Origin of the sequence: Neobacillus citreus (assembly GCF_018343545.2) — a bacterium.
Lineage (GTDB): Bacteria > Bacillota > Bacilli > Bacillales > Cytobacillaceae > Neobacillus > Neobacillus citreus.
In genome coordinates, this window is sequence record NZ_JAGYPE020000014.1 from 44,505 (window position 1) to 64,012 (window position 19,508).

Below are 19,508 nucleotides of genomic sequence, written 5' to 3' on the forward strand. Positions count from 1 at the left end.
TTGAAATCAGGCGAGTAAAAGTCAAAAGTTGACGAGTAAATCCTAGTTTTTGACCAGTAAATCCTCCAATCAAGCGAGTAAATTTTAAAAAGGTATTTTTTAGATCTCATATGTTACCTGTCCAGGCTCGCCGCCTGGCTTTTTGGGGTGAATTCCCCCTGAAAAATAAGTTTGGAAAGTAAATCAGGTATTCCGGTAAGTATATGGCTAAAAAGTGTAAATAAAATCATGAATATCTGGCAAGTATTTCTCCCCATTTGGAAAGTAACCACACCAAATCGGAAAGTATATCCAAATAAATGGTAATGCGAGGACATTTCCCTCTAAGATTGCTTCGATTATGTCCTTCATGTCCTCATGAGGGGCTTAAAAGAATGAGGGGATAAGATGGGCCGCCATCATCCGAATTTTTTAAAAAGAATCGAGAAATCAATATATTGAAAAGCCAAAAATAAAAGGCCATCGAAAGTTTTTCGACAGCCTTTTATTTCTATTCAATTGATAAGATTCCGTTCTTACCTTGTTCCGCTTTTCCAAGCTTCTTCACATTTAATTTTGTTAAATTTGTGAAGATAACTGGTGTTACAACAGATGGTACGGATTTCTTAACAAAATCCAAATCAAACTTCAGAATTTCTTGACCATTTACTACTTGCTGGCCCTCGTGAACAAGTACGTTAAATCCTTCACCTTTTAAATTAACGGTATCCAAACCGATATGGATTAAAATTTCATAACCTTGCTTCGATTTGATGCCAATCGCATGTTTCGTTGGAAACACATTCATTATTTTCCCGTCTACAGGTGAAACAACAACCCCGTTGGCAGGCACAATGCCAAAGCCGTCACCCATCATTTTTTGCGAGAATACCTGATCAGGAACCTCGGATAGCGGGATGATTTCCCCTTCAATAGGCATCACAAAGTCTTTATCAGTCAGCGGCTGGAGACCGTTTGAAACTACAGGTGTGTTATCTCCAACGTTTTTATCGATATTTACCACATTCATATCCATTTTCTTCATGGCATCAGCCACAAATTCAACCTCAGTGCCGACAACAACCTGAAGGTTCGTTTTATTCAATTTCATGATCCCTTTAGCTCCATGCACTTTCAAGGCAGAATCGTTAACTTTATCCATATCCTTCACATTTAAGCGGAGGCGGGTTGTACAGTTATCAATCGTTGTAATGTTTTCTCGGCCGCCGATATCATTGATGAAATGGTAGGCCATTGTTTCATATTTGTCGCCGCGAGCAGTTGTGACAGCTGGGGCTTCTGAAATTTCTTCCACAGCTTCGTCCTCACGTCCTGGTGTTTTAATATCAAGTGCCTTAATTAAGAAATAGAAAATGGCGAAATAAATAACAGCATAAACAAGGCCGACAACTAATAACAAGATAGGTTTTTCAGCGATATTGAAATTTAACAAATAGTCGATCGCACCTGCTGAAAAAGTAAATCCATCCCTAATTCCTAAAAGGGAAGTAATCCACATGGACAACCCTGTTAAGACAGCGTGAATTCCGTATAGCAGTGGTGCGATAAACATGAAAGAAAATTCTATTGGTTCGGTAATACCAGTTAAGAATGACGTTAACGCCAGGCCGATAAACATCCCTGAAGTTGCTTTTCGCTTTTCCGGTTTAGCCGCAGCAATAATGGCAAATGCTGCTGCCGGAAGTCCAAACATCATAATTGGGAAGAATCCGGTCATGTATCCTCCAGCTGTTGGATCGCCTGCGAAGAAGCGGGCAATATCCCCGGCCTTGCCTTGAAACTCGCCAAACTGGAACCAGAATAAGCTATTTAATACATGGTGCAAACCTAAAGGAATAAGCAAGCGGTTTAAGAATCCGAAAATACCGGAACCAACAGCGCCTAAGCCAATAATCCAGTTGCCAACGCCATTAATCGCATCTTGGATCGGCGGCCAAACAAACCCAGCAATTCCCGCTAAAATGACCATCGCTACGGATGTAATAATCGGAACAAAACGTCTGCCGCTAAAGAATCCTAACCACTCAGGAAGCTTCACATCACGGTAGCGATTGTAAAGCAGTCCCGCGATAATCCCTGTGAGAATCCCTCCAAGGACACCCATATTGATGTTTTTATCGATTGCTTTTGTTCCTTCTGTTAAAACTAAATACCCAATGGCACCAGCCAATGCTGCGGCGCCGTTATTATCTTTAGCAAATCCCATTGCGACCCCAATCGCAAATATCAAAGCAAGGTTAGCAAAAATAGCATTCCCCGCATTGGCAATAAACGGTATATCCAATAAATCCGGCTGCCCAAAACGGAGCAGCAATCCCGCAGCCGGCAATACGGCGATAGGGAGCATGAGTGCTTTACCAATTCGTTGTAAAAAGCCTAACATGATGTTTTCTCTCCTTTTATCAAAAGATAATCTTAGCTGAAAGCGCTTTTCGTGTACAAATATACCACCGGTTGATTATAGATGTCTATACCAATTTAAAAATGTTATTTTTTAAAATTATTCAAATAATTGATAAATCAATGTTTATAAAGGTTGGAAACGTTCTGATGTATTTTCTGATTAAAAATTGGTATAGACAACTAGAAAAAAGTAATGCTAATATTAAGTGAGAATCTGAAAGGAAGTAATGAAAATGAACCCAATAGATAATCTTATCTTAATTAAAGATATAAAAATCTATACAGAAGATCGCATTATTGAAAAAGGATATATAAAAATTGAAAATAACCACATCATCGAAGTTGGGAGATTAGAGGATCTTTCCAATGAAGAAAACTTTGAAATAATTGAGGTTCCTTCTAATTATATGGCGGTACCGGGATTCATTGATGTCCATATCCATGGAGTGAACGGTGCCGATACGATGGATGCAACAAAAGAAGCCTTGGACAACATGGCGTCGTCTTTGCCTAGTGAAGGAACAACAAGCTTTTTAGCCACCACCATGACCCAGGAACCAGAACAAATTGAAAAAGCCGTTATCAATGCTGGTGAATATATTTCCAATCAACCGGATAAAGGACAGGCAGAAATTCTTGGGATCCATTTGGAAGGGCCGTTTGTCAATGCCAGCCGCGCAGGAGCACAGCCTACCCAATACATCATAGATCCAAATCTCTCATTATTAAAAGAGTGGCAAGAACGATCCAATGGAATGATTAAACTTGTCACCTTAGCTCCCGAGCGGCCAGGCGGTTTAGAGATGGTCCGTTATTTAAGGGAAAACGGTATTATTGCTTCCATCGGACATTCGGATGCCACCTTTGAAGAGGTAGGGGAAGCAGTAAAAGCCGGTGCCAATCATGTAACACATTTATTCAATCAAATGAGAGGCCTTCATCATCGTGAACCCGGCATAGTGGGTGCTGCCTTTTTGCATGAAGAGTTAAAGGCAGAGATGATTGTTGATGGGGTGCATGTTCATCCGGAAATGGTCAAACTTGCCTTTAAACAAAAACAGAGTGAAGGAATTATCTTAATTACTGACTCGATGCGGGCTAAATGCTTGAAAAATGGCCATTATGACCTTGGCGGCCAAGAGGTAACCGTGAAAGATGGCAAAGCTACACTTGCGGATGGCACTCTGGCCGGCAGTATTTTGAAATTGGGACATGCAGTAAAAAATGTCCTATCATTTACAGGCTGTACTCTTGAAGAGGCTGTTCAAATGGCTTCCGTGAATCCGGCAAAACAGCTAAATATATATGACAAGAAAGGCAGCATTGCGGCAGGAAAAGATGCGGACATCGTCATTCTTGATAACAATATGGAAGTCTTCATGACTCTTTGCCGGGGAGCAGTTGCTTTTAAAAAGGAGGCAGAAACAAAATGAAAATTATTGAAGTCAAAGATTATAACGAAATGAGTCTGAAAGCGGCAGAATATATCATCGAAAAAGTTATAAATAATCCTAAAATAAAGCTTGGTCTAGCTACAGGCGGTACTCCTGTTGGAACGTACAAAAATTTAATTGCCGATCATCGGAAGAACGGAACTTCCTACCAACACGTTACAACGTTTAATCTGGATGAATATATAGGGCTTTCCGGCGACAATAAAAACAGCTATCGTTATTTCATGAATGAGCAATTGTTCAACCATATCAATATCCATGATAGTAAAACCTTTATTCCGCGAGGGATTGTTAAAGATATGCAGGCTGAATGTCTTTATTATGACGATTTAATCGAAAAACATGGCGGGATTGATTTGCAACTGCTGGGAATTGGCCAAAACGGTCATATCGGCTTTAATGAACCAGGAACCTCCTTTCGTTCCAACACGCATGTTGTTCAGTTAGCGCCGTCAACCATTCAAGCTAACGCCAGATTTTTTAACAATATAGAGGAAGTACCAACCAAAGCTATTACTATGGGGATTGCTTCCATATTAAGAAGCAAGGAAATTTTACTTTTAGTTTCTGGAGAATCCAAGAATGATGCCATGTTTAAGCTGTTAAATGGGGAATTAACAGAAAGTTTTCCAGCCTCTGCTCTGAAAAAACATCCTTATGTTACAATAATTGCAGATAAAGCGGCTGTTGCGGGTTTAAAGCTGCCTTGTTAAAGGCAGGCATTAGGACATCCAAACGTCCCGAGTAAAGAGAGAAAGGTGTTAATGGCAAAATGATTAATAAGAACTCCCCCATTCCTATTTATTATCAATTGGAAGAGCATATTAAAGAGTTAATTGAAAAAGGGGAACTACTGCCGGGAGATGCCCTTCCTCCAGAACGGGAATACGCTGAAAAGTATAAAATCAGCCGAATGACGGTGAGGCAGGCCTTTACGCAGCTCGTCAATGAAGGCTATTTATATCGCTTGCAAGGAAAGGGAACCTTTGTTGCGGAGCGGAAAATCGAGCAGCCCCTGCAAGGATTAACCAGTTTTACCGAGGATATGAAGACACGAGGAATGATTCCGGGGAGTCAGTTAATTCATTTTGAAATTATTCCAGCATCGAAACAAGTTGCCAGTCAGCTTTCCATTTCGGAGTTTGCTCCAGTATATGAAATCAAAAGGATTCGTTTGGCAGATGGTGTTCCCATGGCGTATGAAACGAACTACATTTCAGCCAATCTTATTAAGGGACTTACAGAACAAATTGTCAATCAATCGTTATATGCTTATATTGAAGGACAGTTACATTTAAAAATCGACAGCGCCTCCCAGATGATCGAGTCTTCGATTGCGAATCAAAATGAAGCAAAATTGCTTAAAATCAGCAAAGGCGCACCTGTCATGCTCATACAGCGAAACACTTACTTAAAGGATGGGACTCCTGTTGAGTTAGTAAAATCAGTTTATCGGGCAGACCGGTACAAATTCATGATTCAGATGAAGAGATAAAAATGATGGAGAATTTGCTATGTTCAATCAATACTTTGAAAAACTAAAAGAGCTATTGACCACCGTTGAAGAGGTGGAAGAAAAAAGCATAAAAGCGGCAGCAAACGAGATTGCTAAGTGTATTGAAAATGATGGAATTGTGCATGTATTTGGCTGCGGCCACTCTCACATGATTGGGGAGGAGCTTTTTTACCGTGCTGGCGGATTGGTTCCGATCAATCCTATCCTGATCGAAGACCTTATGCTTCATAAAGGAGCGGTACGTTCGTCTCAACTGGAACAGCAAAATGATTTTGCCGATTCATTTATGGGGGACATCAGTATAGCGCCAAATGATGTCGTTATGGTTGTTTCTACATCGGGAAGAAATCCGGTCCCAATCGATGTTGCAAAATGGGCCAAGAAAGAAAAGGCTTTTGTCATTGCCATTACTTCACTTGCTTATCCAAAAACTGTTTCGTCCCGACATAAAGACGGACAGTATCTATTTCAAGCTGCGGACCTTGTCATCGATAACCACATTCCTTTAGGGGATGCCATGATGGAGCTGCCAAATTTGGAAGTCTCGTTTGGGTCGGGTTCCACTGTTGTGGGCACAGCGATTGCCAATGGAATTATGGTCGAGGCGGTAAATATGATGGTGGAACATCAGTTTACTCCGCCTATCTTTAAAAGCGGCAATGCTGATGGTGCGGCTGAACATAATCGTGAGTTAATCAATAAATATAAAAACAGAATTCCTATGCTGGATAAATAAAGCATTTCATTACTCAAAAAGCTTGCGAAATCGCGGGCTTTTTTTGTGTTTTAAGACGTTAATTTCCATTAATACTTTCCTTAAGAAATTTAGAAAATAAGTAAGCAAGCGAAAAATTTTTCAAAAGGGGGTATTACAATTGATAAAAAAATCAGCTAGCTTAGCTTTAACTGCCATGCTTACAATGGGATTGGCCGCTTGTAACAATGACAGAAATGACATTAACGATCGCAACAGGGTGGCTCTGGATACGAACAACCGAAATAATGGCATTTTCGATGTTCGTAATGGCAGGGATGATGGGATTGACCATAATGGTCCACTGACGGAAGATTATACAAATAATGACAACAACGACCCGGATTTCGATGCAAATCTGTTTAATGATAATCGAAAAATAAGACGAACCAATGATGATATGGTTTCGGCTTATTTCACGAATTTGGACAGCGATCAATATCCACACACGAGAGCTGTTTTAATCAAGGATGCCAAATATCAATTTGTCCGTCTTGACCCTAGTCAAGGCAATTGGTTCCAATCGGGCGTGATTGAGCAGGCACAGCCATTCCTGCAGTCTCAGATGCCAAACATAAACGTGCCGACGCCAGCACCAGCACCGAAGCAGACTCAACCGGCACCGGCACCAGCACCAGCACCAGCACCAAAGCAGACTCAACCGGCACCAGCACCGGCACCGGCACCGGCACCAGCACCGGCACCGAAGCAGACGACACCGGCGCCGCAGCCTAAGGCACCAGCCAAAAGTACTGCACCGGCTACTGGCACAGTCGGTCAATATGCGCAGCAGGTGATTGATTTAACGAATGCCCAGCGTAGCAAAAATGGGCTTCCAGCTTTAAAGGCGGATACACAGTTAAGCAGTGTCGCTCAAAAGAAGGCCCTTGATATGCAGCAAAACCACTATTTCTCTCATACAAGCCCAACGTATGGCTCACCATTTGACATGATGAGGGACTTTGGTGTCACTTATAAATCAGCAGGAGAAAATATTGCGCAAGGACAGCGGACCCCACAAGAGGTAGTGAATGCCTGGATGAACAGTGAAGGCCACCGCAAAAACATTCTCAGCCCTAACTTTACTCATATTGGTGTAGGGTTTGAAGAAACAGGCAAGCATTGGTCGCAGATGTTTATCGGTAAGTAAGAAAACACAAAAAAACCGACGGCACGAATGTACCGTCGGTTTTCATCATATTTGATTTTTAAAAATGGATGTAAGAGTGGGAAATTTGAATAAAAAGGTTGTCCCTACGCCTTCTTTGCTTTCTACCGAAATGGTTCCACCCATGGCCCGGACAATACTGTAGACAACCATCATACCAAGGCCTGTGCCATTTTTCCCTTTTGTCGAGTAAAACGGCTCTCCAAGCCGTTCGATTTGTTTGTCTGTCATGCCCATGCCTGTATCATTGACACAGATCGTTACATAGGTTTGATTAAATTCAGTTGATACACTCAAATATCCTCCATTGGGCATTGCTTCAATGGCATTTTTTAAAACATTCACAAAGCATTGGCGAAATTTTTGCCGATCTCCTTTAATCATTCCAATAACTGAAAAGTCGGTAATAATCTCGACAGAATTTTGTTTGGCTAAAGGCTGGACAATATTGATGATTTGCTTGAGTTCACTTTTAAGATTAAGCTCCTCGTACGTTTCGATGGAAGGCTTGGCAAAAGTCAAATAATCTTGGATGACTCTTTCTGCAGAATTTAGTTCTTCCTTGACGATGGATAAGTATTCTTTTCTCTTTTGCCTCGGGAGATGGTCATCCTCCAAAAGCTGTACAAATCCGCTTGCCGCCGTCAAAGGATTCCTGATTTCATGTGAAATGGCCGCACCCATTTGTTCCACCGCTTTTAACTTTTCCGCCTTTACTAATTGCTGTCTCATTTCAATATTTTTTTGAATGAATTCAATAGCATAGGAGATAATTCCAATTCCAAGTGCGGGGATTATTAAATATGCGATCCAAACATCGAGCCAATAAGCATGGGTATCCGATAATACCATGCCCATCACTGTCAAAGCACTCAAAGTCATTCCGAAGCAAATAGATATGAAAATGCGTCTTCCAGGACCTTGCTTCCAAAACCATGGGAAAATCCGCCAAACAACAATGGCATAGGGAATAAAAAGCAGGGTCGTTAAGAATAAGCCAGAATTAATTCCAAAAAAGCTTCTCATAATAATGGCAGCCGCTACCAAAATCGGACCAATACCTATATATAATCCGCCAATGACGAGTGGGATGATTCTTAAATCGAATCTAGCGGAAGAAATAGGATTATAGGAAAATTGGATGCAAATCCACAGCATCACAATAAAAAATACGATATACGAGGACTTAGAAAGGGTAATCTTTTTACTTTTGTCGACAAAAATAAAACTGAAAAAGAGAAAGATGATTAAAATGGATAGATTTAAGAAAAGATGTTTTGTTACTTCCATTAACTTCACCATCCAAATGACCTGTTAGGAAAATTTTACAGGTAAATTCAGCAGGTTTCAACAAATTTTACCTTTTTTTTCTCAAAATTACGACAAATATGTGGAAAAAGTATATCGGAGGGATTCAAATGGTTCATTTACTCTATTATGCTACACCTATCTTAGCCGCTTTTATCGTTTTCGGACCCATCTTTTTATTTAAATCATCAACCATTTCGGAGAATAAATCCAAGTATTATGAGGCATTGGCAGAATTGGAAAAGGACCCGGAGAATGAGAACTTAAAATTAAGTGCGATCGAATTGGGACGCAAATTTTACGGTTCTGCAAGAATCACTGGTACCGCAACAACGTTCGATGAAGCCATCATAAATTGTGAAATTCACGCTTGCGAAATGAATGAAGCAGAAGCGTAGTACAAAGGAGATTTAAAAACTTAAATTACCAAATTTAAATTGATTGTCCCTGTTAATGGGCCTGTTGATTTCCGCTCCGGGCACTCGCTTTCCGCGGGGAGGTCCTGGAGCCTCCTCGGCGCTGTAGCGCCTGTGGGGTCTCCAGTGACCTCTATTTCCCGCAGGAGTCGAGTGCCCTCCGCTCCAATCAACAGGGAGGTAAATCAACCTGCATTTTAGCCATACACTTTTTCCAACCTTGCTAAGTGTGCAGCCTTTATGAGAGACATTTTCTCTTGGATTCCTTTGTATTTGTCCTTCATCGGTCTTATGAGGGACATTTCCCTCGAAGATTCCTTCAATTGTGTCCTTCTTCATTCTTGTTGAAATGCTTCATATGGCTAATCCCCTGTTCTTCTTTTTTAAAAAATTAGTCCATTTTTTGTCGAATTTTTGAGCTGACCTAAAAAAAGTATAAAAAAATCTAAAATCAGCAGGGTTAACGATAGGAATGAAAACATTTACAATAATTTTAGAAAGCACTTACAAAATCAAGAAGAATTAAAAAAGTCAAAAAAAGAGGGGGATTAGATAGTGAACGCGCTAAAACGATTTTGTCTGTTCATTGATAGTCTTTTTGAAAAAGTGGCGATAGGCTCACTGGTCGTCATGATTATCATCGTAACACTGCAGGTTTTTACTCGAAAATTGTTTAATTTCGTATTGTTTTGGTCAGAGGAAGTTACTCTGTTATTGTTATGCTGGTTTTCGTTTATGGGAATTGCCATAGGCGTTCGTGAAAAACTGCATTTAGCCATTGAATCCTTTACCGCAAAACTGCCTCCAGCGGTGATTAAGGTCATCGATAAAGTGGTATCGTTTGCAACGATGGCATTCGGTTATTATTTGCTGAAATATGGCTGGGATTTTACCGTTTTAATGAGTGAATCGACTCTGCCAGCAACAAAATTATCTAATGCTTGGGAATATGCGGTCATGCCGATTACCGGTTTCATGATGATCATTTACGCTTTCCTGCAATTAATTGGTGTTGACACTAGAAGACATAACGTAGAGGGTGGTGGCCACTAACAATGGATCAAACAACAATTGCCATAATCATTCTGCTTTCAAGCTTTGTTATCATGCTGCTGCTGCGTTTTCCGGTGGCGCTGACATTGGCAGGTTCAACTGTTCTCACTATGATTTACTTGAACATGCCGCTCGAGGTAATTGGACAACGGATGATTCAGGGTGTAAACTCATTTGCATTATTAACAATCCCGTTCTTTATTCTGGCTGGCCAGTTAATGAATGAAGGTGGCTTAGCCGCTCGCTTAATTAACTTCGCGATGCTAATAGTTGGCCGGGTCCGCGGCGGTTTGGCAATGGTAAACGTCCTTGCCTGTCTATTGTTCGGAAATATCTCGGGTTCTGCTGCTGCTGACGTATCGTCAATTGGTTCAGTAATGATTCCGATGATGAAGAAAAAAGGATACAGTAAAGAATTTGCAACTGGCTTAACCTCTGCTGCCGCGATTCAGGGTGTAGTTGTTCCGCCAAGCCATAACTTAATTTTGTACTCTCTTGCTTCCGGCGGTGTGTCCATTGCAACCTTATTTATGGCGGGTGTAGTACCAGGAATCCTGCTTTGTGTAACGCTTATGATTGTAAGCCGCATTTTGGCTATTCGCCAAGGCTTCACTCAAACAACTGTCATTGACAAAAAAGATAGACCAAAAGTCATTAAAGATGGAATTATTTCAATCATGCCGATTGTGATCATCTTGGGTGGAATATTCTCGGGCTGGTTTACAGCTTCAGAATCAGGTGCTATCGCTGTTTTATATGCGGTCATTGTAACATTCTTTGTCTTCAAGGAAATTCCGTTCAGCCGGATGTGGCATATCTTGATTCGTACCTTCAGGACGGTTTCCATGGTATTGTTCCTGATTGCAGCATCCAATGCTTTAGGTTATGTACTAGCATTCTTACAAATTCCTAATATGGTAACAGATGGATTGTTAAGTATCTCTGATAATCCGATTATTATCCTATTAATTATCAACGTATTGCTGCTCATCCTCGGATGCGGCATGGACATGGCACCGCTTATCCTGATTATGACACCAATCTTGCTTCCTGTTGTTACGGCAATGGGTATGGATCCGGTTCATTTCGGTATCATTCTAATGTTGAACTTGGGAATTGGACTTCTAACACCTCCGGTTGGAACGGTTCTTTTCATTGGCTCCGCCATAGGCGAAGTCCCAATCATGAGAGCCGCCAAGGCAATGGCACCGTTTGGATTGGTGCTGCTGGCAGCATTGATGCTTTTAACCTATGTTCCAAGCATCTCACTATGGCTGCCACATGTGTTAGGCCATTAAAATCGGTTTCAAAAGTTATCTATATATCTAATTAATTTTAAAATTTAGAAGGGGGATTTATAATGAAGAAGTCTACAAAACGTTTATCAGCAACGCTAAGTACAGTCCTTGGGGCAAGTTTAATTCTTGCTGCATGTGGTGGAACGGCAGATAAAGCAAAAACTGATGGAGATAAAGGCGCAAAATCAGAAGGAAAAACATACTCTTTCCGTTTGGCTGATACACATCCTGATAACTATCCAACTGTATTAGGAGATAAGAAATTTGCTGAGCTTGTGAACAAAAAATCAGATGGCCGCATTAAAATTAGCGTATTCCCGAACGGCTCGCTTGGCGATGAGAAATCTGTCATTGAACAAGTTCAATTGGGAGCGGTTGAATTCACACGTGTAAGTGCCGGACCATTGGCTGAATTCAGTAAACCTCTAGGTGTATTCAGTCTTCCATATATCTTTGACAGTTCCGAACATGAATGGAAATTCTTAAACAGTGACAAGGGTAAGGAAATGTTAAAGAGCTTAGAAGCTTCAAAAATGGAAGGTCTTGCCTACTATGATTCTGGTGCACGAAGCTTCTATTCTACTAAACCTATCAAGAGCGTTGATGACTTGAAAGGCCAAAAAATCCGTGTACAACAAAACCAGATTAATATTGACCTAATTGCAGCACTAGGCGGCAGTGCCACTCCAATGCCTTACGGAGAAGTATTCAGCTCACTTCAAACAGGCGTTATCGATGGAGCTGAAAACAATACACCAAGCTATGTTTCTGCTAACCATTATCAGGTAGCTAAGAATTTAATTCTTGACGGTCACCAGCGTGTACCTGAGATTCTACTAGCCAGCAAAACTGTTTGGGATAAATTAAGTGATGCAGATAAAAAGATTATCCAGGAAGCTGCTACTGAATCAGTGAAAACAGAACGTGCAGAATGGGATAAAATGGAGAAAGATTCCCAGAAGAAAATTGAAGAGTCTGGTGTGAAGATTGTTGAGGTTAAAGATGTTAAGCCTTGGCAAAATAAAGTTAAGCCTGTAATCGATAAGTATCGTGCTGACTATAAAGATGTTCTTGATGCCATCGACGCAGCTAGAAAATAATTTTAAATGTAAGGAAAAAATAACTGGAGAGACTATGCTTAAAATGAATTCATTTTGCATAGTCTTTCTTTTTTCATGTAACATAGAAATAAGGTGAGTTATGGAACATTTTAGAAGAAATATGTTGGAGCGGCTAGCGCACGCACTGCTCTTGAAAGATCAGTCACTGGTTCGTAAGCTGTTTGTTTTTTCTGCACTTTTTGTGATTGTGCCGATTAGTTTTATCGGCTTTTTTTCCTACCAGAAATCAGTGGAAGTACTTGAGAGTGAAGCACGTTCATACAGCTGGCAAATCATCAGGCAGGTAAATACCCATATTGAGTATTATGTGGGTGATTTTGAGATTGAAATATTAAAAATTTTGAATAACCAAGCGGTGAATCGGTTCCTCCAAATGACGACCGAAGAGGAATTAAACTCAAGTGGCGGGACAGCTAATATCAAAAAGGTGTTGCAAAATGCTGCCTATTCAAGATCGGACATAGCTAACATTACAATTTCCTTGAATCATGTCGCTACAGTCGATGCAATCGATGTCCGCTACAATCGGTTTCATCCAATGGAGGCGTTTCAACCGAAGTTTTTTGATAGAATCCTGCCCGAAACAGCTGAACCAGTTATTTTTACACGTACACTTGAAGATAACGAGAACAAAGAACATGTTATCTCCATTGCCAGAAGATTGTTTAGCCCAAAAACCCTGAAACCGGTCGGTTTTATAGTGGTAGATGTTAATTTTAAGAGGTTTAAGGAAATTGCCAGCCAAGTCAATATTGGTCATTCCGGGTTTATGTATATTGTAGATTCACAGGGAAACTACGTCTATAATCCAGACTTTTCCCAACTGGGGAAGAAGGCGTCACTGCAAAATATGCAAAAAATTCTTCAAGGGGAGAGCGGTTCCTTTGTTACAAGCGGGGAACAAAAGAAATTACTCACCTATAACCATTCCGGGTTTCTTGGTTGGACTGTCATCACAGCCATTCCCTATAAAGAGCTAATCAAGAGTTCTGTCAATATTCGAAATACCATTTTTATTATGGCGGTCATCACCATGCTGATTGCTATCATCCTCGGCGCGGGTTTGGCAGAAAATATCATAAAGCCGATAATCGGATTGCAAAAAATGATGAGGCGAGTGGAAAAGGGAGATTTCAGCGGCCAGGTCGAGGTTTTATCTAAAGATGAGATTGGCGATCTAACACAAGGGTTTAATAAAATGCTCATCAGATTAAATGAGCTTGTAGATGAAGTATATCTTTCTAAAATCAGGGAAACGGAAATGCTGCTGCGTCAAAAGGAAATTGAATTGAAAGCACTTCAGGCGCAAATTAACCCGCATTTTTTGTTTAACTCTCTAGAAACCATTCGCGGAATGGCTTTGGAAAATGGAATGGAGGAAATATCGGATATTTCCGCGGCATTGGCCAAATTATTGCGTTATAATATTAATAATAATTCGCAAATCGTAAAGTTGGACGAAGAAATTCTCCACACAAAGGTATACCTTCGCATACAGAAGCATCGTTTTGCTGATAAATTCGAGTATGAATTCTCGATTCCTGACTGGGCGAAAAAACAGACCATTGCCAAATTTTCGATTCAGCCGATTGTTGAAAATTCCTTTAAGCATGGGCTTGAACCGTCCGGAGGCATCTCAAAAATCAGTATCACGGCGCTTGAGGAATCAGAGGAGGCCTATATTATTAGAATTCAGGACAATGGAGTGGGGATTTCTCCGCTGAGGCTGGAAGAAATCCGCCAGAATCTAAGACAAAAAGATGTCATGGAAGGCGGGCCCGGAATCGGTATGGTGAATGTACATCGAAGAATTGTTCACCTTTTTGGCGACGAGTATGGCATCAGCGTTGAAAGCAAGGAAGGCATTGGTGCAGTCATAAGCATTCGCTTGCCTATGAACAGGCTTATCGGGTAGCTGATTGAAGGATCAGGAGTCAAGAACATAAATCTTTTTGTTTTATTGGGAAGTGATGGCATGTACACAATACTCTTGGTTGATGATGAGAAATGGGTTCGCACAGCACTGCGGCATACAATCGCCAAGGCAGAGCTGCCCTTTGAGGTAATCGGGGAATGCACCAATGGCTTGGAGGCTCTGGATTTTTTAAAGGAAAAGCCGGCTGATCTCGTTATGACAGACGTAAGGATGGCCGTGATGGACGGGTTAGCCTTCGTTACGGCATTGGCAAATGGCGAGTCTCGTACTGATTGTATTATGATCAGCGGTTACGATGATTTTAAGTATGTACAGCATGCCCTAAGGTCAGGGGTATTTGACTACCTGCTTAAGCCGGTAGAGCTTGAAGAATTGAAAGATTGTCTGGACAAATGGGTAAAGCATCGCCAGGAAAGTGAAGAAACGGCAGCTGCCCCCCAAAAAGAAGCCGATCCATCAGAATTATCCACCGTTGAGAAGGTCATTCAATACGTCAAAAGCAAAGTTCCAGGAGAGGTCACATTATCTGAAGCGGCCAACTACGTGCATTTGAATCCAAGTTATTTAAGTAAGCTTTTTAAAGATAAAACAGAACAGAACTTTGTTGACTTTGTTCTTGAAATCCGGATGAATGAAGCAAAAAAACTGCTTGAAAGAACCTCCTTAAGGATTTCTGAAATAGCGGATCGACTGGGTTATTCAGATATTACGTATTTTAGTAATTTATTTAAGCGTAAAACTGGAGTGACTCCATCTGAATATCGGAAGCGGGTCCGGACAAGCTAACATTTCCTCCATCGTAAAACCTGTGTAGATTTTTTTCTATCCAGGTTTTACTTGGCATTTATTTGAAACCGATTGCAATCTATTCTGTTCTAAGGTAAAATAAAACCATAAATGTTAACGTTATCATTATGCTAAACTATCGAAAAAGGTTGCTACTAACTACAAATTTTTTTCAATCAATTTGTTAACGTTAACAATAATTTACTTACTAGGAAGATGGTGGACATATGCAAAACTTTATGGATGAAAATTTTCTATTGAAAAATGAAACTGCTGTCCGTTTATATCATGATTATGCAAAGCAAATGCCAATAATCGATTATCATTGCCATTTAAGTCCAAAGGAAATTTATGAAAATAAAACATTTAAAAATATTACCGAAGCTTGGTTATATGGTGACCATTATAAATGGCGTTTAATGCGGGCAAATGGGGTTCAAGAGGAATTCATTACCGGCAGCGCAAATGACTATGACAAATTCATGGCGTGGGCAAAAACCGTTCCAATGACAATTGGAAATCCGCTTTATAATTGGACTCATTTAGAATTACAAAGATTTTTCGGAATTTATGATTTACTTGATGAGGAAAGTGCTCCAGAAATTTGGGAGAAAGTAAATGCACAATTAAACAGTGAGGGCTTTGGCGCCAGGGATTTCATTACAAAATCAAATGTAAAAGTAGTTTGCACAACCGATGATCCTGTGGACAGCCTGGAATACCACCTCAAACTTAAAGAAGATTCAAGTTTTGCTGTCAAGGTTTTACCAAGCTTCAGACCTGACAAAGGATTAGAAATTAACCGTGATACATTCCTCCCATGGGTTGAAAAGCTGCAAGAGGTTTCAGGAGTGTCTATTCACTCTTATGATGACTATTTAACAGCACTTGAGTCAAGAATCATGTTCTTCCATTCTGTTGGCTGCTTGGTTTCTGACCATGCCATTGATCAAATGTTGTATGCTGACACTACGAAGGAAGAAGCAGCAGTGATTTTCAGCGAAGCCTTGAAGGGGAATAAAGTCTCCCTAGAAGATGAAAAGAAATTCAAAACCTATACCTTCAAGTTTTTAGGTAAACATTATGCGGAATTAGGCTGGGCTATGCAGCTTCACATTAATGCATTACGTAATACGAATTCAAAAATGTTTAAGGTATTGGGGCCGGATACGGGCTGGGATTCGATTAATGATGAGAACATTGCCAAGCCATTAGCTAAACTGCTGGATTTGATCGAACAGGAAAGCGGACTTCCGAAGACGATTATCTATTCATTAAATCCAAACGATAACAATATCATTGCCGCCATGATTGGCAATTTCCAAGGCGGTGGAGTCCCAGGGAAAATCCAATTCGGAACAGCCTGGTGGTTTAATGACAATAAAGCTGGCATGATTGAGCAAATGAAATCACTGTCCAATATGGGCCTATTCAGCCGCTTCATTGGCATGCTGACTGACTCAAGAAGCTTCTTATCCTATACAAGACATGAATATTTCAGAAGAATTGTCTGCGCCCTCATTGCTGAATGGGTAGAAAATGGCGAAGTACCTAATAACATCGAATTTTTAGGTAAAATTGTTCAAGGCATCAGCTATCAAAACGCAAACGAATACTTTGGCTTTGAATTATAATTTTCATGTAAAAGACGAGAGCGCAAATTTAGTCTCTCGTCTTTTCAAAAAGCGTTATTCCAAGTAAAATGAAAAGCGGAAGGTAAATAAAGGGTGAAACAAAATGGTTACAATTAAAGATATCGCGAGATTAGCAAATGTATCCCATACGACTGTATCCAGAGCCTTGAATGACAGTCCGCTAATCAAGCCAAATACGAAGAAAAAGATCCTTGACATAGCCGCTCAGCTTAACTATACACCAAACTTTAATGCCAAAAGCCTTGTCACTCAAAAGTCTTATACCATCGGCCTTTTCTTTACGAGCATATCCAATGGAACATCTTCCAGTTTCTTTGCTGATGCGGTAACTGGTGTAAATGCCGTCATCAATGAGGATTACAATTTATTCGTCAGAGGGATTGACGATTATGAAGACTTTTCCACGATTCATAGCAAAAGGTTCGACGGGATTATTTTAATGAGCCAAAGTGACGCTGATAATTCCTTTATTTATCATGTGTTAAATCAAAAAATTCCGCTTGTGGTGATGAATCGGGAAATCAATGATCAATCGATTATAAACATTCTATCGAACGACCACGAAGGTTCCTGCCATGCTGTAAACTATTTGATTGAAAATGGCCATTCGAATATTGCGATTATTGAAGGGATTACAGGCTTCCAATCCACACTGGAACGCAGGGAAGGCTACCTGCAGGCATTGATGGAAAATGATATCCCAATACGCAAGGAGTATATGGTAAAAGGAAATTATGACTTGCAAAGCGGATATGAAGCCATGGAAAATCTGCTCGCCTTAGACAAATTGCCTACCGCCGTCTTTTGCTCAAATGATGATATGGCAGTCGGTGCTCTCCATGCGGCATTTGCCAAAGGGTTAAAGGTTCCGGAGGATATTTCGATCACAGGCTTTGATGATATAGCCTCGGCACAGTATACAAACCCGCCTTTGACAACTGTCAAGAAACCAGTTGAAAAAATCTGTAAACTTGGCGCTGAAAAACTGTTTGAAGTGATTGAAAATAATCAACACAAAGGTGATAAGATTTTTGTTGAAACGGAATTAGTGATCAGAAAGTCTGTATCCTTAGTGAAGTAAACTTATACCGTTTAAAGGGCGGGTAGCTTTTAAACGGTTTTATAAATTGCAAAAATGTTCACGTGTGCATAAAAGGAGAGATAACCATGCAGAAACTTAATCGAAAGACCGTCCAAGGCATTGAATCCTATCCGGAAAAGGTCCTGCAATTTGGCGAAGGAAATTTTTTACGGGCTTTTGTTGATTGGCAAATCGACGTTATGAACAAAGCTAACCTTTTTAACGGCAGTATCGTGGTTGTTCAGCCACGCGGGTATGAAAAGGTAGAAAAATTAAACGCCCAGGATGGCTTATACACGCTTTATTTGCAAGGGATGAAGGATGGTAAGCCGGTGAAGGAGCATACCCTAATCCAATCCATCAATAGAGGCTTAAACCTTTATACGGAATATGAAAAATATCTTGAACTCGCGCAAAATCCAGAGCTGCGCTTTGTTTTTTCCAATACAACAGAAGCTGGGATCGCCTATCAGGAAACGGATCGCTTGGAGGACCGCCCTCAAAAGAGTTTTCCTGGAAAGTTGACGGCTTTTCTCTACCATCGTTTCCAGGCTTTTAACGGGGATAACAGCAGAGGGTTAATCATCATTCCTTGTGAACTTATTGAAAAAAATGGCGAGAAACTAAAAGAAATGATTCTCCAATATGCCGCTGCTTGGAACCTTGGTGCGGAATTTGTTCAATGGATCAATGATGCCAATACATTTTGCAATAGCCTCGTTGACCGGATCGTCCCAGGCTTTCCTGTTGATACGATCACAGAAATGACGGAAGAGCTTGGCTACCAAGATGATTTTGTCGTGGCCAGTGAACAATTCTACAACTTCGTCATTGAAGGGCCTCAGTGGATAAAAGAAGAATTTCCAACCCATTTGGCCGGATTAGACACCATGTTTGTTGATGACCTAACACCGTATCGGACAAGAAAGGTGCGGATTTTAAACGGCGCTCATACGGCGATGACACCAGTTTCCTACCTTTACGGTTTAGAAACAGTTGCCGAAGCGGTCGAGCATCCGGTGATGGGCAGCTTTATTAAAGAGCTGATTTTTGACGAAATTATTCCGACATTAGATCTTCCGGCCGAAGAATTAGCTTCTTTTGCGAAGGATGTTTTGGATCGATTTAGAAACCCATATATCAAGCATTTTCTAATGAGTATTTCATTGAATTCCATCTCTAAATATACAACTAGAGACCTGCCATCTTTATTAGAATATATCAACCGTAAAGAGGAATTGCCTAAAAAACTAGTATTCTCACTAGCTGCATTGATCGCTTTTTATAAGGGAAAAAGAGGTGCGGAAGATATTAATCTTAGTGATGACCAAGACATTCTTGAGTTTTTCAAAACGCAATGGGACAGCTTTGATGGATCACGTGAAAGTCTAAAAGAAATTGTTCGTGCAGTTTTTGGATACGAGAAAAATTGGGGAATGGACTTAAATTCTGTTACGGGGCTAACAGATGCTGTTACCCATTATTTGTACGAAATCGAAACAAAGGGAATGAAGCAGGCTCTTGAGACAGTTTTAAAGGAGAAAACGGCAAGATAAGGG

The 19,508-nt window shown here is 40.5% G+C and carries 16 protein-coding genes; 14 read left to right on the forward strand and 2 right to left on the reverse strand.

The window, feature by feature from the left end; all coding sequences use genetic code 11:
• Positions 1-490: 490 nt before the first annotated feature.
• Positions 491-2,383 (reverse strand): N-acetylglucosamine-specific PTS transporter subunit IIBC, encoded by a 1,893-nt coding sequence (gene nagE / locus KHB02_RS10340; protein ID WP_213141169.1) that lies wholly within the window; start codon positions 2,381-2,383, stop codon positions 491-493.
• 253 nt (positions 2,384-2,636) lie between these two features.
• Between nagE and nagA the strand changes: the two genes are divergently transcribed.
• From nagA to KHB02_RS10365, 5 genes are all read left to right on the forward strand, one after another.
• Positions 2,637-3,836, forward strand: a complete 1,200-nt coding sequence (nagA, locus tag KHB02_RS10345) for an N-acetylglucosamine-6-phosphate deacetylase (RefSeq protein ID WP_213141168.1) — start codon at positions 2,637-2,639, stop codon at positions 3,834-3,836.
• A complete protein-coding gene (gene nagB, locus KHB02_RS10350; RefSeq protein WP_213141167.1) occupies positions 3,833-4,570 on the forward strand; it encodes a glucosamine-6-phosphate deaminase in 738 nt (245 codons plus the stop codon). Before nagA ends, nagB begins: the two co-directional genes overlap by 4 nt.
• Before the next feature lie 59 nt (positions 4,571-4,629).
• Positions 4,630-5,352, forward strand: a complete 723-nt coding sequence (locus tag KHB02_RS10355; RefSeq protein ID WP_213141166.1) for a GntR family transcriptional regulator — start codon at positions 4,630-4,632, stop codon at positions 5,350-5,352.
• A 19-nt stretch (positions 5,353-5,371) separates the two neighbouring features.
• Positions 5,372-6,109, forward strand: coding sequence for an SIS domain-containing protein (locus KHB02_RS10360; RefSeq protein WP_213141165.1), 738 nt, complete (start codon positions 5,372-5,374; stop codon positions 6,107-6,109).
• Between the two features lie 418 nt (positions 6,110-6,527).
• Positions 6,528-7,277 carry a CAP domain-containing protein gene (locus tag KHB02_RS10365; RefSeq protein ID WP_213141338.1) on the forward strand — a complete coding sequence of 250 codons (750 nt, stop codon included), beginning with the start codon at positions 6,528-6,530 and terminating at the stop codon, positions 7,275-7,277.
• A 45-nt stretch (positions 7,278-7,322) separates the two neighbouring features.
• On the opposite strand, the gene KHB02_RS10370 is transcribed toward KHB02_RS10365, so the two are convergent.
• Positions 7,323-8,585, reverse strand: a complete 1,263-nt coding sequence (locus KHB02_RS10370) for a sensor histidine kinase (RefSeq protein ID WP_213141164.1) — start codon at positions 8,583-8,585, stop codon at positions 7,323-7,325.
• A gap of 128 nt (positions 8,586-8,713) precedes the next feature.
• Between KHB02_RS10370 and KHB02_RS10375 the strand changes: the two genes are divergently transcribed.
• The 9 genes from KHB02_RS10375 to KHB02_RS10415 all read left to right on the forward strand — a co-directional run bounded on the left by KHB02_RS10375 (position 8,714) and on the right by KHB02_RS10415 (position 19,505).
• Positions 8,714-9,001, forward strand: a complete 288-nt coding sequence (locus KHB02_RS10375) for a hypothetical protein (protein ID WP_213141163.1) — start codon at positions 8,714-8,716, stop codon at positions 8,999-9,001.
• Positions 9,002-9,574: 573 nt separating this feature from the next.
• The gene (locus KHB02_RS10380; RefSeq protein WP_213141162.1) at positions 9,575-10,072 is read left to right on the forward strand and encodes a TRAP transporter small permease; all 498 of its coding nucleotides are present in this window, start codon (positions 9,575-9,577) and stop codon (positions 10,070-10,072) included.
• 2 nt (positions 10,073-10,074) lie between these two features.
• On the forward strand, positions 10,075-11,370 hold the full coding sequence (locus tag KHB02_RS10385) for a TRAP transporter large permease (protein WP_213141161.1): 1,296 nt from the start codon (positions 10,075-10,077) through the stop codon (positions 11,368-11,370).
• A gap of 62 nt (positions 11,371-11,432) precedes the next feature.
• On the forward strand, positions 11,433-12,470 hold the full coding sequence (locus KHB02_RS10390; protein WP_213141160.1) for a TRAP transporter substrate-binding protein: 1,038 nt from the start codon (positions 11,433-11,435) through the stop codon (positions 12,468-12,470).
• Positions 12,471-12,570: 100 nt separating this feature from the next.
• Positions 12,571-14,406, forward strand: a complete 1,836-nt coding sequence (locus KHB02_RS10395) for a sensor histidine kinase (protein ID WP_213141159.1) — start codon at positions 12,571-12,573, stop codon at positions 14,404-14,406.
• A gap of 60 nt (positions 14,407-14,466) precedes the next feature.
• Positions 14,467-15,213 (forward strand): response regulator transcription factor, encoded by a 747-nt coding sequence (locus KHB02_RS10400; RefSeq protein WP_213141158.1) that lies wholly within the window; start codon positions 14,467-14,469, stop codon positions 15,211-15,213.
• A 227-nt stretch (positions 15,214-15,440) separates the two neighbouring features.
• Positions 15,441-16,847, forward strand: a complete 1,407-nt coding sequence (gene uxaC, locus KHB02_RS10405) for a glucuronate isomerase (RefSeq protein WP_213141157.1) — start codon at positions 15,441-15,443, stop codon at positions 16,845-16,847.
• 103 nt (positions 16,848-16,950) lie between these two features.
• On the forward strand, positions 16,951-17,949 hold the full coding sequence (locus KHB02_RS10410; protein ID WP_213141156.1) for a LacI family DNA-binding transcriptional regulator: 999 nt from the start codon (positions 16,951-16,953) through the stop codon (positions 17,947-17,949).
• Positions 17,950-18,035: 86 nt separating this feature from the next.
• On the forward strand, positions 18,036-19,505 hold the full coding sequence (locus KHB02_RS10415; RefSeq protein ID WP_213141155.1) for a tagaturonate reductase: 1,470 nt from the start codon (positions 18,036-18,038) through the stop codon (positions 19,503-19,505).
• Positions 19,506-19,508 lie beyond the last annotated feature (3 nt).